This is a genomic window from Xanthomonas sp. NCPPB 1638, from assembly GCF_041475635.2.
Taxonomy (GTDB): domain Bacteria; phylum Pseudomonadota; class Gammaproteobacteria; order Xanthomonadales; family Xanthomonadaceae; genus Xanthomonas; species Xanthomonas cucurbitae.
Window position 1 is genome coordinate 416,905 of the sequence record NZ_CM192984.1, and the last position, 18,820, is coordinate 435,724.

The 18,820-nt window shown below is 65.9% G+C and carries 16 protein-coding genes and 1 pseudogene; 8 read left to right on the forward strand and 9 right to left on the reverse strand.

Annotation, left to right across the window (positions count from 1 at the left end; translation table 11 throughout):
* Positions 1-361 precede the first annotated feature (361 nt).
* The 7 genes from ACCQ13_RS01670 to ACCQ13_RS01700 all read right to left on the reverse strand — a co-directional run bounded on the left by ACCQ13_RS01670 (position 362) and on the right by ACCQ13_RS01700 (position 7,157).
* Positions 362-1,069, reverse strand: coding sequence for a superoxide dismutase (locus tag ACCQ13_RS01670; protein ID WP_159406519.1), 708 nt, complete (start codon positions 1,067-1,069; stop codon positions 362-364).
* Positions 1,070-1,137: 68 nt separating this feature from the next.
* The gene (locus tag ACCQ13_RS01675) at positions 1,138-2,565 is read right to left on the reverse strand and encodes a PepSY-associated TM helix domain-containing protein (RefSeq protein ID WP_223214390.1); all 1,428 of its coding nucleotides are present in this window, start codon (positions 2,563-2,565) and stop codon (positions 1,138-1,140) included.
* Positions 2,566-2,893: 328 nt separating this feature from the next.
* Positions 2,894-3,394: a DUF2946 family protein gene (locus ACCQ13_RS01680; protein WP_249027624.1), complete on the reverse strand. Its 501-nt coding sequence runs from the start codon at positions 3,392-3,394 to the stop codon at positions 2,894-2,896.
* 192 nt (positions 3,395-3,586) lie between these two features.
* On the reverse strand, positions 3,587-3,922 hold the full coding sequence (locus tag ACCQ13_RS01685; RefSeq protein WP_104602967.1) for a hypothetical protein: 336 nt from the start codon (positions 3,920-3,922) through the stop codon (positions 3,587-3,589).
* A 13-nt stretch (positions 3,923-3,935) separates the two neighbouring features.
* Positions 3,936-4,190: a hypothetical protein gene (locus ACCQ13_RS01690; protein WP_104602968.1), complete on the reverse strand. Its 255-nt coding sequence runs from the start codon at positions 4,188-4,190 to the stop codon at positions 3,936-3,938.
* Between the two features lie 234 nt (positions 4,191-4,424).
* Positions 4,425-6,263 (reverse strand): dihydroxy-acid dehydratase, encoded by a 1,839-nt coding sequence (gene ilvD, locus ACCQ13_RS01695; RefSeq protein WP_104602969.1) that lies wholly within the window; start codon positions 6,261-6,263, stop codon positions 4,425-4,427.
* A gap of 351 nt (positions 6,264-6,614) precedes the next feature.
* Complete coding sequence (locus ACCQ13_RS01700) at positions 6,615-7,157, reverse strand: gamma carbonic anhydrase family protein (RefSeq protein WP_104603013.1); 543 nt, start codon at positions 7,155-7,157, stop codon at positions 6,615-6,617.
* Positions 7,158-7,578: 421 nt separating this feature from the next.
* Here ACCQ13_RS01700 and ACCQ13_RS01705 point away from each other — a divergent pair, with 421 nt between their 5' ends.
* From ACCQ13_RS01705 to ACCQ13_RS01725, 5 genes are all read left to right on the forward strand, one after another.
* Positions 7,579-8,889 carry an MFS transporter gene (locus tag ACCQ13_RS01705; protein ID WP_104602970.1) on the forward strand — a complete coding sequence of 437 codons (1,311 nt, stop codon included), beginning with the start codon at positions 7,579-7,581 and terminating at the stop codon, positions 8,887-8,889.
* 128 nt (positions 8,890-9,017) lie between these two features.
* Positions 9,018-10,253 (forward strand): HD-GYP domain-containing protein, encoded by a 1,236-nt coding sequence (locus tag ACCQ13_RS01710; RefSeq protein ID WP_159406520.1) that lies wholly within the window; start codon positions 9,018-9,020, stop codon positions 10,251-10,253.
* 454 nt (positions 10,254-10,707) lie between these two features.
* Positions 10,708-11,193 carry a MarR family winged helix-turn-helix transcriptional regulator gene (locus ACCQ13_RS01715; protein ID WP_104602971.1) on the forward strand — a complete coding sequence of 162 codons (486 nt, stop codon included), beginning with the start codon at positions 10,708-10,710 and terminating at the stop codon, positions 11,191-11,193.
* A 175-nt stretch (positions 11,194-11,368) separates the two neighbouring features.
* Positions 11,369-12,136, forward strand: a complete 768-nt coding sequence (locus ACCQ13_RS01720; protein ID WP_159406521.1) for a coniferyl-alcohol dehydrogenase — start codon at positions 11,369-11,371, stop codon at positions 12,134-12,136.
* Positions 12,137-12,180: 44 nt separating this feature from the next.
* Positions 12,181-13,662 (forward strand): benzaldehyde dehydrogenase, encoded by a 1,482-nt coding sequence (locus ACCQ13_RS01725; RefSeq protein ID WP_104602973.1) that lies wholly within the window; start codon positions 12,181-12,183, stop codon positions 13,660-13,662.
* 88 nt (positions 13,663-13,750) lie between these two features.
* Here ACCQ13_RS01725 and ACCQ13_RS01730 read toward each other — a convergent pair whose 3' ends face one another.
* Entirely contained in the window at positions 13,751-14,647 is an 897-nt protein-coding gene (locus tag ACCQ13_RS01730) for a helix-turn-helix domain-containing protein (RefSeq protein WP_104602974.1), read from the reverse strand.
* A 98-nt stretch (positions 14,648-14,745) separates the two neighbouring features.
* Here ACCQ13_RS01730 and pobA point away from each other — a divergent pair, with 98 nt between their 5' ends.
* Positions 14,746-15,933 carry a 4-hydroxybenzoate 3-monooxygenase gene (gene pobA, locus ACCQ13_RS01735; protein WP_159406522.1) on the forward strand — a complete coding sequence of 396 codons (1,188 nt, stop codon included), beginning with the start codon at positions 14,746-14,748 and terminating at the stop codon, positions 15,931-15,933.
* 98 nt (positions 15,934-16,031) lie between these two features.
* Complete coding sequence (locus ACCQ13_RS01740; RefSeq protein WP_146090311.1) at positions 16,032-16,589, forward strand: helix-turn-helix domain-containing protein; 558 nt, start codon at positions 16,032-16,034, stop codon at positions 16,587-16,589.
* Here ACCQ13_RS01740 and ACCQ13_RS01745 read toward each other — a convergent pair.
* Positions 16,586-17,437, reverse strand: a pseudogene (locus tag ACCQ13_RS01745) (IS3 family transposase); the annotation flags it as partial. The gene ACCQ13_RS01740 and the pseudogene ACCQ13_RS01745 sit on opposite strands and share 4 nt — an antisense overlap.
* A gap of 255 nt (positions 17,438-17,692) precedes the next feature.
* Between ACCQ13_RS01745 and ACCQ13_RS01750 the strand changes: the two are divergent.
* Positions 17,693-18,811: an ISL3 family transposase gene (locus tag ACCQ13_RS01750; protein WP_159406523.1), complete on the forward strand. Its 1,119-nt coding sequence runs from the start codon at positions 17,693-17,695 to the stop codon at positions 18,809-18,811.
* Positions 18,812-18,820 lie beyond the last annotated feature (9 nt).

Sequence of the window (18,820 nt, forward strand, 5' to 3'; positions counted from 1 at the left end):
GCGAATGCTTCGCTGCAGGAATCAGGGCAGGCGGGAGCTGCGCCGTGCAATGTCCAGTCATGCGGGGTGAGCAGCAATGCCGCCAGGACGCAGTGTTCGCACGCGGCCTCGTGCGGCAGCGCGTGATCTGCAGCGCCCGATGGCTGCCTTGGTGGGCCGTAAGCCCAGTCCAACGGCAGGCCGGCCACCAGATGCCCACCTCGGCACATCGCCTGCGCTGCGGCATGCCCGGGTGCAGATTGCATCCAATGGCTGACGGCCGGCGCGCCAGCCAGCAGCAAGGCCGACAGAACGGCCAGGCTGCGGAAGACGGTGGCGAACAGGCGGCGCGCAGGCATGGGCGGTTGCAGGCGGCGAAGGGTCAAGGCTGGGTAGTGGCTGCCTCAAGGCGAGCGTTGACCTGGTTCCAGTTGACCAGCGGCCACCACGCCTTGATGTAGTCCGCGCGCTTGTTCTGATAATGCAGGTAGTACGCGTGCTCCCACACGTCCAGCGCCAGTAGCGGCGTACCACGCTCGGACACCACGTCCATCAGTGGATTGTCCTGGTTGGGCGTGGTGGTGATCGCCAATGCACCATCCGGCTTGAGGATCAGCCAGGCCCAACCCGAGCCGAAGAGCTTGGTCGCCGCCTCGGAGAACCTGGCCTGGAAGGCGGCTTCAGAGCCGAAGGACTGGACCAGCCTTGCCTTCAGTGCGGGTGATGCCGTACCGCCTTGTCCAATAGGTGCCATGAGGGTCCAGAACAGGCTGTGGTTGTAATGCCCACCGGCGTTGTTTCGCACCGCTGCGTCGTAGCGGGAGATATGCGCCTGGATGTCTTCCAGCGATGTATCCGACAGGACGGGGTAGTCCTTGACCTTGGCGTTGAGGTTGTCCACGTAGGCCTTGTGATGGCGCGCATGGTGGATCTCCATCGTCTCGGCGTCGATGGCCGGTTCCAGTGCGTTGGTCGCATACGGCAGGGCAGGCAGGGAGAACGGCGCCGTGGCCGCCTCGCTTGCAGATACGTTGCCGGCAAACGTCAGCAGTGCGCTCAGGCCCAGTGTCTTCAGGGAACGGTAGTTCATGCGGTCTTGCCTCCAGTAAGGGAAGGAGCTGTGTGATTGCCCCGACAGGGGGCGTGGAACGATCGACATCAGGAACCGACCTGGCGGCGCCAGCCCTGCGTGGCGAGAAAATCCAGTGCACCCACCATCAGCAGCGACAGGCCGACCAGGGGAAACAGCACCCCGCCAATGCACAACAAGGCGAAGACAGCGAGGACGCTGCGGCCTTGCCTGGGCAGTGGCGGCACGCCCAGCCCGCCGAGCGGGCGGCGCTTCCACCACATCACCGCGCCGCTGACGCATAGCAGCACAATTCCTGCGCAGGCCACCACAAAAAACAACCGATTGGCCGTGCCGTATTCCTGGCCCAGATGCACATTGATGCCCCACTCCAGGCCACGGCCGAGCGGCCCATAGTCGTGGTAACCCATGTCCAGCAAGACCTTGCCGCTGTATTGATCCAGGTGCATCACGCGTTGCTGGTCCAGGGCCTCCGGGTAGACCGATGCCGTATAGACGCCCATCCGGCCCTGCGGCAGGCTGACGCTGTAGCCGGGGGCCAGGCCTGCGGCCGCGAAATGCTGCATGGCCGCATCGATGCCGATGGCGCCGGGCTGGGGGGATAGCTTCGCCAGTGCCGCCGTGCCAGGACCGTCGTGTCCCTGGTGGCCGTCGTGTTGCGGTGGAGCGGCGTGCGGCGGTACCTGCGAGGTCGGCAGCTGCGCCTGTTGCATCGACCAGGTGGGGGTGGTGGTGTCAGCCAGCCGCTGTTGCGACATGGGGAGATTCACGCGCACCCCCGCGGGATAGCCGTCGTTGTGACCGTTGGCCCACGCATTGACCTGCTTGCCCCACACCACCGACCAGGGCATGCCGGTGATGCACAGGAACAGCAGCACCAAGCCCACCCAGACCCCGGTGACTGCATGCAGGTCGCGCCAGAACAGCCGTTGCCGTGGACGTCCACGCACGCTGGTGACACCGCCTTGTTGCCCGCGCGGCCACCACAGGTAGATCCCGGTCAGCACCAGCAGGATGGCCCACCCGGCAGCGATCTCGATCAACGCACTGGCGTAGTCTCCCAGCAGGTCCAGGCTGTGCAGGCGGCGCACGATGCCGGAAAACGTGCCTTTCTCCGGCAGCTGGCCCAGGATCCTGGACGACCACGGATTGACGTAATAGACGGTGCGCCGACCGTCTGCTGCGAGCACGCCGATCTCGATACTGCCGTCGGCACGCTCGGGCGTGGTGTAGCGGAACGCATGGCCGGGGGCCGCTGCCTCCACGGCCGCGATGTTGGCGCTGGGCAGCGCCCTTGGTGAAGCAGTGGCAATAGCGACCTTCAAATCGTGGTGGACCCAACGGTCGATCGGCTTCTGATAGAGATAGACCGCACCGGTGAGGGCCAGCCAAGCAATGAGCGGCAGCACGAACAGGCCCGCATAGAAGTGCCACCGCCACACCGCGCGGTAGAAGCGCAAGCGGTCGACGGGGCGCGCTTCAGTGGTGAGGTTCACGTCAGACCTCCCTTGTATAGGTCACGCACAAGGCACTGCGATTATCGGCTGTGCAGCCCGAGCAATCGCTGTCATTCCAGACAAGCAGGGTGCAACGATGGCGCCCCTTGTCCAGTGGCAAGCTCGTACAGGTGTAGCTGCCGAGGCGGCGGTCGGCACTTGAGCCGGTGCAGTGAGGAGCCGTGTCATTCATGGTCGCAGCAAACAGCGCCGCCCCGCCGCATGGGCGAGGAGCGAAAAGGGTGCGGGAATGCGCAAACGAATCCGATCACGTCGTGATCGGATTGCGGCGACACAACAGATCGCCCCGGAAGTGCGGGGCGCGCGATCAGGCGGACAGCGGAGGTCCGCGTGCGCCCAGATGGCCGGCATGAACCAGCACAAGCCGGCCAACGACCGCTGGCAGACGATGGCGAGGCGACACCCATGTCAGCAGCACCAGCAGCACCGCAACCAACAGGCTGAGCAGGCGCGCTGCCATCAGGCAATAGTCGCAGTCGGCCGCCATCTCGTGGCCGGCATGCCGGTCAGCCACGGGCAGGTCGGGCAGGGTCGTCGATAGGTGGTGGTGTGCGTGCCCCTGTTGGACCTGCGCAGCAGGCAGCGCCGCGCCATCGTGCGTGTGCGGTGCGCCAGCATGCAGATGCGCGTGGCCAGTGCCACCGCCTGCCGGCTCCTCCTGCGGAGCTGGCGTCAGCGCAACCGCCGCAGTGGGTGCCGCGTGTGCGCCGTGCAAGATCCAGCGGCTCACCAGCGGCGCGCAGACGATCAGCACCATCGCCAGCGAAGCCAGCAGGCACAAGCTGCGGTGGAAGGGGACGGTGTGCACGAGTGCCATTGTAGGGAATGTGGAGCAACTTCCCACCGCTCGACAACCAGGACTTCGGTGCGACCACTTGCCGCAGCCTGGATTCAATCCGGAGCCGGCTAGTCTGCGTAGCCCCTGACAACGGCGATGCCTTACCGAACGCAGGCGCTCTGGCGCTGCAATCGCCCAGGCTTGCAACGCCGCTTCGCGTGGCTAGGCCTTGCCGTCAGGCTTCGGGCGCAAGGCGACAACGCTGCCGGTACTGGAGGCCTTGACGCTCTTTGTCGAGGCTGGCTGGAGAAAGCCTGGTGCGACCGTCCAACGCCGGCCATCGTCGGTCAGCACGGACACCGACTTCTTGTTGTACCGAGTGATGACGCCAAAGATTGGGCCGCGCAGGTCCGGCTCGAACGTGACGCGATCACCGATGCTGAAGCGCAGCATGGTTGCATGATCCCGCGCACTCTGTAAAAACCGCAGTCTTTCAACCACCCGGTGATTGAGGTCGACCAGCTCGGCTTCGGTCAATGTATCGATGTTGATGCTCATGGCGACGGTCGCATTACTGATCGCTGTCACTGGGAGAGCCAATGAGCGACGCTATACCCTCATCGGCAATGGTGCGCAGCGCCTCATCCAGCGCGGCCTGGTCTGTCGCAAACAACGCGTCCCACACGGTGGAATTGTCGAATTCATCCACGGCCTCAAGGGTCCACTCGGTATCGACGCCGCGATAGATCTCCAGGCGAACGCAATGCCCTTGATCGGTGATTGTTTGGCGAAGCGGAGACATGACAAGTTGGAAGTCGTGATTCATCTGGATATCTCGGTTGCCTGACGTCTACTGCAACGCTCGAGTGCGCGGTGTGGTGCCTAGTATCGGCAATCGCCCTACATTTGGAAACGGCAGTTTCCTGCACACAAGCGACCAGCTGTCTGATCGCGCCAGGCGAGCAGAACGTCGATGCTGGCGCTGTCGTCCAACCTTGTGAGCAGGCAGATGGGTTACATCGGTGAAGATGAAGGCGCAATGGCCCATGGTCTCGCTGTCTCACCCATCCAGCAGCGCCTTGTCGCGTACCGCGCCCTTGTCCGCACTGGTCGCCAGCAGCGCATACGCCTTCAGCGCGGTGGTGACCTTGCGTGGACGCAGCTCGACTGGTTTCCACCCCTTGGCATCCTGCGCGGCGCGGCGGGTGGCGAGTTCTGCCTCGGACACCAGCAGGTTGATGCCACGTTGCGGGATGTCGATGCGGATGCGGTCGCCGTCGCGGACCAGGCCGATCGCACCGCCTGCAGCGGCTTCTGGCGACGCATGGCCGATCGACAGGCCCGAGGTGCCGCCGGAGAAGCGGCCGTCGGTGAGCAGGGCGCACTGCTTGCCCAGGCCTTTGGATTTCAGGTAACTGGTGGGGTAGAGCATTTCCTGCATGCCCGGGCCGCCCTTGGGGCCTTCGTAGCGGATGACCACGACGTCGCCGGCGACCACCTCGTCGGCCAGGATGCCCTTGACCGCCGCATCCTGGCTCTCGTAGACGCGGGCGTTGCCTTCGAAGACGTGGATGGATTCGTCCACGCCGGCGGTTTTCACCACGCAGCCGTCGCGGGCGATATTGCCGTACAGCACGGCCAGGCCGCCTTCTTGCGAGAACGCATGCGCCACATCGCGGATGCAGCCTTCGCTGCGGTCGGCATCCAGCGTGTCCCAGCGCGTGGCCTGGCTGAAGGCGATCTGCGTCGGAATTCCGGCCGGGCCGGCCTTGTAGAACGTGTGCACGTTCTCGTCGTCAGTCCGGGTGATGTCCCATTGCGCGATGGCATCGGCGAGGGTGCGCGCATGCACGGTGGCGGCGTGGGTGTGCAGCAAGCCGCCGCGTGCCAGCTCGCCAAGAATGGCCATGATGCCGCCGGCGCGATGCACGTCTTCGATATGGTATTTCGGCGTATTCGGCGCCACCTTGCACAGCTGCGGCACGCGTTTGGACAGGCGGTCGATATCGCGCATGCCAAACGGCACCTCGCCTTCCTGCGCGGCGGCGAGCAGGTGCAGGATGGTGTTGGTGGAACCGCCCATGGCGATATCCAGCGTCATCGCGTTTTCGAACGCTTCGAAGGTGGCGATGCCGCGCGGCAAGGCAGTGGGATCTTCGCCGCCATACCAGCGGTGGCACAGTTCCACCGCCACACGGCCGGCGCGCAGGAACAATTGTTCGCGGTCGGCGTGCGTGGCCACCACGGTGCCGTTGCCCGGCAGCGACAGCCCCAGCGCTTCGGTCAGGCAGTTCATCGAATTGGCGGTGAACATGCCCGAGCACGAGCCACAGGTGGGGCAGGCGCTGCGTTCGAACTCGGCCACTTTTTCGTCGGAGGCGCTGTCGTCGGCGGCGATCACCATCGCATCGATCAAGTCGAGCTTATGTTCGGCCAGCTTGGTCTTGCCGGCTTCCATCGGGCCGCCGGAGACGAGTACGGTCGGGATGTTGAGCCGCAGCGCGGCCATCAACATGCCGGGGGTGATCTTGTCGCAATTGGAAATGCACACCAGCGCATCGGCGCAATGTGCGTTGACCATGTATTCGACCGAATCGGCGATGATTTCGCGGCTGGGCAGCGAATACAGCATGCCGTCATGGCCCATCGCGATACCGTCGTCCACCGCGATGGTGTCGAACTCCTTGGCGACCCCGCCGACACGCTCGATCTCGCGCGCGACCAGCTGTCCGAGATCTTTGAGGTGCACATGCCCGGGCACGAACTGGGTGAACGAATTGGCGATGGCGATGATGGGCTTGTGGAAATCGCCATCCTGCATGCCGGTGGCACGCCAGAGTGCGCGTGCGCCAGCCATGTTGCGGCCGTGGGTGGACGTCTTGGAGCGGTATTCGGGCATGGCAGATTCGACGACAAAGGCGAGCGGTGGCTGGCAATTAGACCGCGCCAGGACTGTTACTGCTGCAACCGTCAGCGTTGCGATCCGGCGAGCGGCCACCGTAGCACTCGCCGCCGCACGCTGTCGTGGTCGCGGCGTTCGCCGAAGCCGTGGCCAGGCTTCAGCCAGCGTGCGGCGCTGGACCCGCAACTGGGCTGCCGCTTGTTCGGCTCGCCGAAGCGGCCGGCCGTCTGCAGCAACCTGCGGCCTTCGCCGCGGATGTGCGGCAGCTCGCGCGGCCAGGCGTTGCGCGTGCTCGCTGCGCTGGAGCATGCAACCCGGCCTTGACGGCAGGCCGTTGCGCGGCCGCGATCAACCGCCGTGCATCCCCAGATACTGGTCCTTGAGCCGCACATAATGCTGGGCGGAGTAATGCAGGCTTTCGATTTCCTTGTCGCTGAGCGTGCGTGCCAGGCGGGCCGGATTGCCCAGCCACAACTCGGCCTCGCCAACCACCTTGCCCGGGCCGACCACTGCACCGGCGCCGACAAAACCGTAGCGTTTGACGGTGGCACCATCGAGCACGCAAGCGCCCATGCCGATCAGGCACAGGTCCTCGATGGTGCAGGCATGCAGAATGGTGCCGTGGCCCACAGTGACGTCGGCACCGATCACGGTCGGGTAGCCGGCCTGGTTGAACGGGCTGTGGTGGCTGACATGAATGATGGTGCCGTCCTGCACATTGGTGCGTGCGCCGATCTGCACATGATTGACGTCGCCGCGGATCACCGTGCCGGGCCACACCGACACATCGTCGCCCAGGCTCACCTTACCGATGATGGTGCAGGCCGGGTCGATATAGACGCGTGCGCCCAGTTGCGGGGCGTGGTCCAGGAAGGAACGAATCGCGGTCACGGCAATCTCCGGCAGGTCAGCGTGCTGCCCAGTGCAGGCACACACGCATGATACCCGTGCGGTCGGCGCGCTCGGCTGCAGGCGATAGCCGGATCGCACGATGCCTTCTTGCTTCGCCAATGCAATGGCGGCCGGCCATGCGATTGCGGCAGAAGCCTGCTGCATCGTGGCCGCATGGCAGCAGCAGACCCTTGCCGATGTGGACCGATCCGCGCGCACCCATCGGGCGAACGCTGCCGTGCGTTCGATAAACGCACGGCAGCGTTCGAAAGTGCCTTGAAGCGCCGGCGCATTCGCCCTAGCGTGCCTGCCGTGGTGTGCAGCAATGCGTATGCCCGTTGCAGTGCGTGCCGCGGCGGTACGGCGAGCCCGCAACCGCTGCGCGTCGTGCTCCCTTCCGTCACCCGCACAGGAACATTCCATGTCGCACAGTACTTCCGCAGCCGGGCACTTCGCGCTGCAGCACATGACGCCATTCCAGTGGAGGGCGGTGGCGGTGTGCGTGGTGCTGACCATGCTCGACGGCTTCGATGTGATGGCGATGGCGTTCACTGCACCGCATGTCTCGGCGCAGTGGCAGCTGTCGGGCAAGCTGCTGGGAATCCTCTTCAGTGCGGGGCTGGTCGGCATGGCGATGGGGTCGTTGCTGCTCGCACCCCTGGCCGATCGGATCGGACGTCGCGCGCTGACATTGATCTGCCTGGCGATCCTGACCGTGGGCATGGGCGCCTCGGCGCTGGCGATCGATGCCTGGCAGCTGGCCGCCCTGCGCGCCTTCACCGGCCTGGGAATCGGCGGCATGCTGGCCTGCGTGGCGGTCACCGCAGCCGAGTACTCGAACGCGCGCTGGCGGACCACCGCCACGGTGCTGCAAGCCACGGGCTATCCGCTCGGCGCCACGCTGGGCGGCGCGATCGCGGGACTGCTGCTGCAGCAGTGGTCCTGGCAGGCGGTGTTCGTGCTCGGTGCGGTCGGCTCGTTGCTCTGCGTGCCGCTGGTGCTGGCGCTGCTGCCCGAATCGCTGGAGTTCCTGGTCGTACGCCGACGGCCGGATGCATTGGCGCGCTTCAATGCCGCACTGGCGCGCATGGGGATGCCGCCGCAGGAGACGCTACCGCTGCCGCCGCCACGGGCATCCGGTCAGGGGCACGGGTATGTGGCGTTGTTCGTGGAGGGGCTGTGGCGGCGGTCGTTGCTGATCGCGCTGGCATTTTTCCTGCTGATGTTCACGTTCTACTTCGTGATGAGCTGGACCCCCAAATTGCTGGTGGCTGCAGGCCTGTCGGCGGCGCAGGGATTGGCCGGCGGCGTGTTGCTGAACCTGGGAGGCATTGCCGGGGGCACGGTGTTCGGTTGGCTGGCCTTGCGCGCGCGGCTGTCGCGGCTGACCGTCGCGGCGCTGTTGCTGTCGGCACTGGCACTGCTGGCATTCGGCGTGTACAGCACGGTGTTGAGCCGGGCGTTCGTGGCCGCGCTCCTGACCGGTGCCGCCATGACGGCGGCGATGGGTGGGTTGTATGCGGTTGCCCCGGTCGTCTTCGATGCAGCGGTGCGCTCCACCGGCCTGGGCTGGGCGATCGGGGTGGGGCGCCTGGGCGCCATCGCCTCGCCCCTATGCGCTGGGGTCCTGCTGGACGCGGGTTGGTCCCCGGCGGCGCTGTACCTGGCGTGCGCGGTGCCGGTGCTGCTTGCTGCCGCAGCGGTGCTGGCGATGCGCCTGCCGGTGCGCTGAACCGCCGCGCGCGCGGGCGCCGGTGTGCGCAGTGACCGACCAAAGAAAACACCCCACCTGCCGATAACCGGGAAGACCGCCATGTCCGTGGCGGCTTCTTCCTGGACATCGTGCACACCGGCGCCGGCATGCTCAGAACCATCGACTCCGACCAACTGCGGCCCGGCATGTATGTCTACAAGTTGCTGGGTGCGTGGGTGCACCATCCATTCTGGAAAACGTCCTTCCTGGTCGATTCCGAGGATGTGGACAGGATCCATTCCAGTCGCATCGAACAACTGGTGATCGACACCGCGCGCGGCCTGGATGTGGAGAGCGGGGCGCAGCCCGTCCAGGAGCCGGTGGAGCAGGCGCCTGCCGCCATGCCGGAGCCGCCGCCGGAGCCGCCGTCCACCCGCACCGCCCGTACCAATGGCGTGACCGCGCAGGTCGGCATCGAGGCCGAAGTGGTGCGTGCGCGGCGCATCGTCGAAGATGGCCGCGACACGGTGGAGGCGATGTTCCGCGACGTGCGGCTCGGGCGCACCGTCGACACCGAGGCGGCGATGCCGTTGGTGGAAGCCATCAACGCCTCGGTCCTGCGCCACCCGCAGGCCTTGATTAGCGTGGCGCGGCTCAAGACCGCCGATGACTACACCTATCTGCATTCGATGGCCGTGGCCGGGTTGATGAGCGGATTGGGCCGGCAGCTTGGCCTGCCGGAGGCACAGGTGGTGGAGGCGGCCATGGGTGGCCTGCTGCACGACATGGGCAAGGCGGTGACGCCGCTGGACATTCTCAACAAACCCGGGCGGCTCACCAGCGAAGAGATGGAGGTCATGCGCCAGCATCCGCTGGATGGCCACCGCCTGCTGCTGGCCGGCGGCGTGCAGAATGCGGTGGTGCTGGAAATCGCACTGCATCACCACGAGAAGATGGACGGCAGCGGGTATCCGAATGGCCTGGTCGGTGAGGGCATCTCGCTGATGTCACGGATGGGCGCGGTGTGCGATGTGTACGATGCGATCAGCTCCGACCGTCCCTACAAGCGCGGCTGGGATCCGGCCGAATCGCTCAAGCAGATGGCCTCCTGGAAGGGCCACTTCGATCCGGTGATCTTCCAGGCTTTCGTCCGCCGGCTCGGCATCTACCCGGTCGGCTCGCTGGTGCGTCTGGAGTCGCAGAAGCTGGCCGTAGTGATCGAGCAGGCGCCCGGCGCCCTGCTCAAGCCGAAGGTGCGGGTGTTCTACTCGGCCAGGCTGCGCAGCCACGTGCTGCTGCAGGACATCGACCTGTCGCGGCCGGAGTGCCAGGACCGCATTGTGCAGATGGAAAGCCCCGCCGACTGGGGCTTCCGCGATCTCGAAAAACTCTGGTTGCCCTGAGCGGGCATGGGGCTGGCCGCCATGCAGCGGCGCCAGGCGGTCGCCGGCGTTCGCGTACCTCGCTCCAGCCGTGCCGTACACACCACAGGCGCCTGAACCGTCCGCCGTCAGCGAGCGCGACCATGTTGCGTTGCAGCTTGGCAATGTAGTTATGATCGATAACTATTCCATGACGTAATCAATTGCCGATACTCCCCCATGTCCAAGCCGTGCCTGGATCCCTGCCGTGTCTCGCATGCCGTCGTGCTGGCGCAGCGCGTGTGGGCGGGGTCACGCGCTGTTAGCCAGCGCGGAAATGGGGCGCCTGTGCACAACCTACCTGCACCGGTGGCAGGCTCATCCACCGCGCGCTGTCGGGTGGCGTCTACAATCGGGCGCACGCCGGGGATCGGCGTTGCGGACGGGGCGCAGCGCGCGCAACGCTCCGCCAGCTGCCTTTGTTGCGAGAATCGCCATGTCTGCCACCGCCGCTGTCCTCCCATTGCCCGACGCCATCACCGAAGTGGACCAGGCGCGTCTGCTCCGGCTGTTGGGCTATCGCATCACCCGCACCGAATTGATGGTGCGGCGGATGTTTCAGGAGTGCGTGGCCGCGTTCGACCTGAAGCCGGTGGACTTCTCGCTGTTGATGCTGGTGGATGGCAATCCCGGCATCAACCAGCGTCAGATCGGCGATGTATTGCACGTATCGCCGCCCAACCTGGCGATCGTGGTGGCGCGGCTGGTCAAGCGCCGCCTGCTGCGGCAGGTACGTGGTCGCCAGGACCGGCGCATGCAGCATCTGTCGCTGACCGCTGCCGGCGTGGCCCTGCTTACCGAGGCCGAGGCGCAGGTGCTGCGTATGGAGCAGCAGCTCAGCGCCGCGCTCGGTTCCAGCGAGGCGCCATTGCTGCGCGCACTGCACCGTCTGGACCGTCTGGACCGTCCCACCCCGGCGTAAACCGCGCCGATCAGGCCCTGGCCGGGCCTTATTGCAGAACACCCATACCTGTGCTGCGCGCAGCTGCACGGTCGCCCGCCGCTGCGGGCGACAGCATCGCTGCCGGTCACATCTTCACTGGCAATCCCTTCCCGTGGTTCCGCGTCGGCGCAGCCGGCTTTTTCGGAGAGTGGCAATGACCTTGCAAAACAAGACGATCGTGGTGACTGGTGTGGCGTCGGGGATCGGCGCGGAGGTCGCGCGGCTGGCGCGGTTCCACGGCGCCACCGTGATCGGCGTGGATCGCACGCCGGTGCAGATGACCCTGCACGGCTTCCATCAGGCCGACCTCGGCGATCCGGCGTCCATCAATGCGCTGGTGCAGGCCTTGCCGGACCGCATCGACGCCCTGGCCAACGTGGCCGGCGTGCCCGGGACCGCGCCGCTGGACGTGGTGGCGCGCGTCAATTACCTGGGCCTGCGGCATCTCAGCCACGCGCTGTTGCCGCGCATCGCCTCCGGTAGCGCCATCATCAATGTGGCCTCCATCCTCGGCGCCGAGTGGCCACAGCGGCTGGATCTGCACAAGCAGCTGGCCGCCGCCGAGAGTTTCGAGGCCGGCAGCGCCTGGCTGGCCGCGCATCCGGTCGCGCACGACACCTGCTACCAATACTTCAAGGAAGCGCTGATCGTCTGGACCTTGCTGCAATCGCGGCCCTGGTTCGCCGAGCGCGGCGTACGCGTCAACAACGTCGCCCCCGGGCCGGTCTTTACCCCGATCCTTGGCGATTTCGTCACCATGCTCGGCGAAGAACGCGTCCAGGCCGATGCCAAGCGCATGACGCGCCCCGCCTACGCCGACGAAGTGGCCGAGGCGATCGTGTTCCTGGCCTCGGATGCGGCGCGCTGGATCAATGGCATCACCTTGCCGGTCGATGGCGGCTTGGCATCCACCACCCTGTAACGTCCTCACCCAACTTCCTCATCGTTTCAGCAGGAGACCAGACCATGAATGCTCTTCCCAGCGCAGTCGCATCGGCGAATGCCACTCCGGCGTGGCACGGCCGCCTCTTCAACGGCGAATGGGTACCCGGCAACGGCGGCGTGCTGCCGGTGCTGGAACCCGCCACCGGTGCGGTGTTGCACGAGGTCGGCAAGGCCGACCTGAGCGATGTGGCTGCCGCCGTGGCGCAGGCCAAGCAGGCACAGCATGCCTGGGCAGCGACCGCGCCGCGTGAGCGCGCAGCGGTCTTCCATCGTGCGGCGCAGCTGATGCAGGCGCGGCGTGCGGAGGCGACCTTGCTGATCGCGCGCGAGACCGGCGGCATCCTGCCCAAGGCCGAGCGCGAGGTGGATGAAGCGGTGGTCATCCTGCAGCAGGCGGCCGGCATGCCGTTGCAGGCCTCGGGCCAGATGTTGCCGACCACGTCCGGCCAGCTCAGTCTGGCCCGCCGTCTGCCGCTGGTCGTGATCGCGGTGATCTCGCCGTTCAATTTTCCGTTGATCCTGTCGCTGCGCTCGGTCGCGCCGGCGCTGGCCGTGGGCAATGCGGTGGTCCTCAAGCCCGACCCGCGCACGCCCTATACCGGCGGTGTCCTCATCGCGCAGGTGCTGGAAGAGGCCGGCCTGCCCAAGGGCGTGCTGCATGTCCTGCCTGGCGATGGCCAGATCGGGCAGGCGCTGGTGGAGTCGCCGGACGTGCCGATGATCGCCTTTACCGGCTCTACCGGCGCTGGTCGGCGCATCGGCGAGCTGGCCGGGCGCCACCTGAAGAAGGTATCGCTGGAGCTTGGCGGCAACAATGCGGTGATCGTGCTCGACGACGCCGACCTGGACCGCGCGGCCTCGGCCATCGCCTTCGGCGCCTACATGCACCAGGGCCAGATCTGCATGGCCACCGGCCGGGTCCTGGTACAGCGCAGCGTGGCCGAAGCGCTGACCCAACGGCTGGCAGAGAAGGCGCGCCACCTGCCCGTCGGCGATCCGGTCAGCGGCACGGTCGCGCTGGGGCCCATCATCGATCAGCGTCAGTTGCAGCATGTGGTCGACATCGTCAACGACAGCGTGGCCGCCGGTGCGGTGGTGGAAGCCGGCGCCACCCACGAGGGGTTGTTCTATGCGGCCACCGTCTTGTCCAACGTGCGTCCGGGCATCCGCTCCTTCGATGAAGAGGTATTCGGGCCGGTCATCAATATCTGCGTCTTCGATACCGATGACGAAGCCGTCGCGCTGGCCAACGGCAGCGAGTACGGACTGGCTGCCGGCATCATGTCCGCCTCGGTCTCGCGCGCGCTGTCCGTCGGCGAACGCCTGCACACCGGCTTGCTGCACATCAACGACCAGACCGTGGCCGACGAAGTGGTCAATCCGTTCGGAGGCACCGGTGCCTCCGGCAACGGCACCAGCGTCTGCGGCCCGACCGATTGGGAGCAGTACACCCATTGGCAATGGCTGACGATCAGGAGCGAAGTGCCGCAGTACCCGTTCTGAGGACGCGGCCGGGACCGGGTTGCCGGTCCCGGCATGGCGGGAGTGTTCTCGCGGCGCTGGGCGTTGTCGGCTGGCGCAGGCGCGCGCATCAATCGCCGGCACGGAAGCGTGTCGGTGAACAGCCGGCATGCCGCGTGAAGTAGCGGCTGAAGTAGGCAGCATCGAAAAATCCAAGCGCTGCGGCGATCTGCTGCACGCTCAGGCTGGTATAGCGCAAGCTGCGGCGCGCTTCCAGCATGATCCGCCGTTGCAACAATTCCAGCGCGCTGGCGCCGGTCAGGCGCTTGCACAGTGCGTTGAGATGGCCTGGAGTCACGCCCAGTTGGTCGGCGTATTTGGACATTGGCCAATGCATGCGGTAATGCTGGTCGATCAGCGCCTGGTAGCCGCGCAGATGGCGCAGCGCGGGATCGCCTTGCGGGCCTTCCGCATTGGTGGCGTGGGCATCTTCCAGCACGGCGCGCGCGGTCCAGATCAACAACTGCGCGGCGGCGGCCTGCACGGCTGCCTCGTAGCCGATGCGCTGGTGTGCGTGATCGCTGGCAACGCTGGCGAACAACGCATCGAGCAAGCCCCGCGCCTGCGTCACCTGCACCACGGCAGGCGCGGTCATGGCACGTTCCAGCAGCGGGGCGGCGCCGAGTGCATGGCGCACCAGCGGCATGCACAGGGTGATGACGTGCCCACGCACACGCGGGCCGAATGCGAAACCGTGTACGCACAACGGCGGCAGCCACACCACCGTGGCGCCGCGCAGCCGTTGGGTGCGCCCATCCAGTTGCAGCGTCGCCGGCCCGCGTTGCAGGTAGAGCAGTTGCGCCAGCGCGGCATGGCGGTGCGGGACGATACGCCAGTCGTGCAGCCGGCTGCGCGCGGCAATCGACTCCCAATGCAGCCACTCCGGTGGATCGCAGCGGTGTTCGCCGTACAACCCGTAGGCGGGGACGGCGACGCTGGAGGTACTGCGCGGTGGTCGGGTCGGCATCGGCGAAAAGTCCAAGGGCTGCCCGCAATCATCCCTTCAATCCAGGCGCCTGGCTACCGACACTGCAGCTCTGGTCATTCCCAAGGCAGGAGTCGCGTATGCGCACGCAGGTTGCGATCATCGGTGCCGGTCCGTCCGGTCTGTTGCTGGGCGAGTTATTGCAGCGCAGCGGGATCGATACCGTCATCGTCGAGCGGCAGACGCCCGAGCACGTGCTGGGGCGCATCCGCGCCGGAGTGCTGGAGCAGGGCAGCGTGGAACTGCTGCAGCGTGCCGGTGTGGGCGAGCGCGTGCAGCGTGAAGGCCTGTTGCATCATGGTTTCGAGCTGTCGGTCGACGGCCGCCGGGAACGCATCGACCTGCTGCGCGGCTGCGGGCGTGGCGTCACCGTCTACGGCCAGACCGAGGTCACCGCCGATCTGATGCAGGCCCGCACACGCAGCGCCGCCCCTACCTATTACGGCGCAGGCGATGTCGTGCTGCATGCGCTGGACAGCGATGCCCCCGTCGTCGAGTTCGTGCACGACGGCACCCGCCAGCGCATCGCGTGCGATTACGTGGTTGGTTGCGACGGCTTCCACGGCATCAGCCGCGCCAGCATTCCATCGGAGCGCTTGCGTGTGTTCGAGCGTGTCTATCCATTCGGATGGCTGGGCGTGCTGGCCGACACGCCGCCGGTCCACGATGAATTGATCTACGCGCGGCACCCGCGCGGCTTTGCACTGTGCTCGATGCGTTCGTCCACGCGCACGCGCTACTACGTGCAGGTGCCTGCCGATGCACGGGTGGAGGCATGGAGCGATGCGGCGTTCTGGGACGAATTGCGGGCACGCCTGCCGGCAGAGTTGGCCACGCAACTGGTCACTGGCCCCTCGATCGAAAAGAGTATTGCCCCACTGCGCAGTTTCGTCGTCGAGCCGATGCAGTATGGGCGGTTGTTCCTGGCCGGCGATGCCGCGCACATCGTGCCGCCGACCGGCGCCAAGGGCCTGAACCTGGCGTTGGCCGATGTCGGCCTGCTGGCGCAACTTTTCACGCGCTGGAAGGCCTCGGGCGACGCAGCGGTGTTGCAGCAGTATTCGGCGCTGGCCCTGCAACGGGTGTGGAAGGCCGAGCGCTTTTCGTGGTGGATGACCACCCTGCTGCACCGCTTCGATAACGAGGATGCCTTCACCGCGCGCATCCACGCCGCCGAGCTGGATTACCTGCTGGGCAGCGAAGCCGGGCGCGCCACCATCGCGGAGAATTACGTGGGACTGCCGTTGGCCACGTTGCCGGCTGCCTAATCCGCTGAATCATTGAAATCGGGTGTGAGGTCTCCAGATATAGATGCATGCAAAGATCCCTACTGACGATCGACCAGCGCGCTGAACTGGATGCATTGATGCGCAATGCCCCACGGCAGCGCCGCCTTGGCGCGTCGTACGTCGTGCTTCGGGGCGATGGAGAACGTCGGGTCGATACTCGCAGCAAGCTGGCCTGTAACGATGCTTTCGTCTCCAAATGGACTGCCGCGTTCCAGGCGCAGGGGTTGGCCGGCCTGGTGTCCTTGCATCCCGGGCGTGCACCCAAGATGCCAACGGCCAAGCTGGAATCACGGGTGCTCAATCGCACGCTCAAGCACAGCTCCACGGATGGCTCAACGCACTGGAGCAATCGCAAGCTGCCGGCCGAACTGGGCGATGTGTCGTTCTCTACGGTGCAGCGTATCGGGCGTAAGCATGGTGTGCGCCCTCACCGGCTGGAGACCCACATAGACTCCAACGATCCGGACTTCGAGACCAAAGCGGCGGATGTGATCGGCATGTATCTGCAGCCGCCTGCGCACGCTGCGGTGTTCTGCGTGGACGAGAAAACCGCGATCCAGGCGCTGAACCGCAAGGATCGGATGCTGTCGCTGGCGCCCCGACGTCCCCCCGTCCTGAGTAGCAGGCGGGTCTAGAGTCCTGGGTTGATGATATCTTTGTTGGCCAGCTGTTGGGCATACGCGGAGGGCGTCAGTCCGCCGATGGCTTTTTTGGGTTGCTCCTGGTTGTACTCGCGTCGCCAGCGCTCGATCTCGGTGCGCGCATGCAGCAGTGTGGGGAACCAGTGTTCGTTGAGGCATTCATCGCGCAACCGGCCGTTGAACGATTCGACATAGGCGTTCTGGTTTGGCTTGCCGGGTTGGATCAGCCGCAGCTGCACGCCGCGGGCATGCGCCCAGGCGACCATGGCCTTGCCGCAGAACTCCTTGCCGTTGTCGGTGCGGATCACCTTCGGCAAGCCGCGGCTGATGGCCAGCCGATCCAGCACACGCGTCACGCCGTGCCCGCAGATCGCTCGCTCCACGTCGATGGCGACCGCTTCATGCGTGGCGTCGTCCACGATCACCAGACACTTGATCGCCCGGCCTTCGGCGGTGCGGTTGAACACAACGTCCATCGACCACACCTGGTTGGCCTGTGATGGCCGCGACAACGGCTGACGCTCGCCCACCGGCACTTTCTTGCGCTTGCGGCGTCGGACTTGCAGCTGCTGCTCGCGGTACAACCGCTCCACACGTTTGTAATTCACGATGCGTCCTTCCTGCCGGAGTTTGAGATAGATCATCCCCACGCCGTAGCGCTTGTGGCGATGCGCCAGTTCCACGATGCGCTCGCGCAACGCAACGTTGCGATCCTCGCGCGGGCAATGGCGCAGCGCACTGGCGCTCATACCCATCGCCGCCAAGGCGCTCCGCTCGCTGGCCCCTCGCCCTACCCACTCGCGCACCAGTGCTCGCCGTGCCGGTGCGCTCACCATTTTTTTTGGCTCATCGCGGATTCGTGTGGGTGCCTTGAGGCCCCTGAATCTGCGTTGAGCCTTGGAAACAGGCCCTTTCCACCGTCCCAGAAGGTGGTACATCCTGTGCTGACTTCTTGACGCGGTGTTCTGCATGAAAACGGGCCGTCGGCTGAGCGCGTTGTTTTCCTTCCCCGGCTTTGCGGCGGAGTCCACGCTCAAGGGCGTGTTCGGCGCCCCGAAGGCGCGGATCGTGACCTTGCGGCGCCGAAAAAAACGGCCGTGTGTTCCAACTGTGGCCATCGGTGTCGCAGCCGCTACGACAAGCGCCTGTGCCGCGCCCGCGACTTGCGGGCGGCCGGCTGGATGCTGTTCGTGGAGTTTGAGCGCTGGCGTGTCGATTGTCCGGGGTGCGGCGGCGTGCACGTAGAGCGGCTGGACTGGCTGGCCAAAAATCCGCGCTACACCGAGCGATTCGCCCTGCATGTGGGCAATCTGTGCCGAAGCATGACGCACAAGGCCGTGGCCGAGCTGGAGCGCCTGCACGACAGCACGGTCAAGGAGCTGTCCAAGCTGTACATGGCCGAGCAGGTGCGCCGGGCGGGGACGCCGGCGCCGCGCGCCATCGGCATCGACGAGATCGCGATCCACAAGGGCCATGACTACCGCGTTGTGGTCAGCGATCTGGAGCGCGGCCGACCGATCTGGTTCGGCGGCAGTGGGCGCACCGAGGCGGACATCGACCAGTTCTTCGCCGAATTGGGCCCAAAACGTAGCGCCGGCATCGACGTGGCGGTGATGGACATGTGGCGGCCGTTTCGCAACTCGGTGGGCAAGAACGCGCCCAACGCCAGCATCGTGTTCGACAAATTTCACATCATGCGCCACCTGTCCGACGCGCTCGATCAGGTGCGGCGCGACGAGTACAAGCGCCTTCAAGGCCAGGATCGCAGTTACATCAAGGGCCAGCGTTACACCCTGCTGAGCAATCGCGAAAACCTTACCCTGGACGGTCGAAAGGCGCTCGCCAAGTTGCTGGCGACCAACAAACGTCTGAACACGGCGTACCTGCTGAAAGAGTCCTTCGGGCAGCTGTGGAGCTACCGCACCGAGCGAGGTGCACGGGAGTTCTTCGAGCGCTGGAAGCAGAGTCTGCGCTGGCAGCGGCTTGTGCCCTACCAGACGTTCGTGGGGATGATCGAGCGGCACTGGGACGGCATCGCGGCGTACTGCAGGCCGGAGAACAAGGTCAGCCTCGGCCTGGTGGAAGGGCTCAACAACAAGATCCGGGTCATCCAGCGCAGCGCCTACGGCTATCGCGACGAGGAGTTCCTGAGGCTCAAGATCATCGCCAGCTTCCTGCCCGCGCTACCCGAAAATGCTCGATTGCACCCACAGTGATCCGCGAAG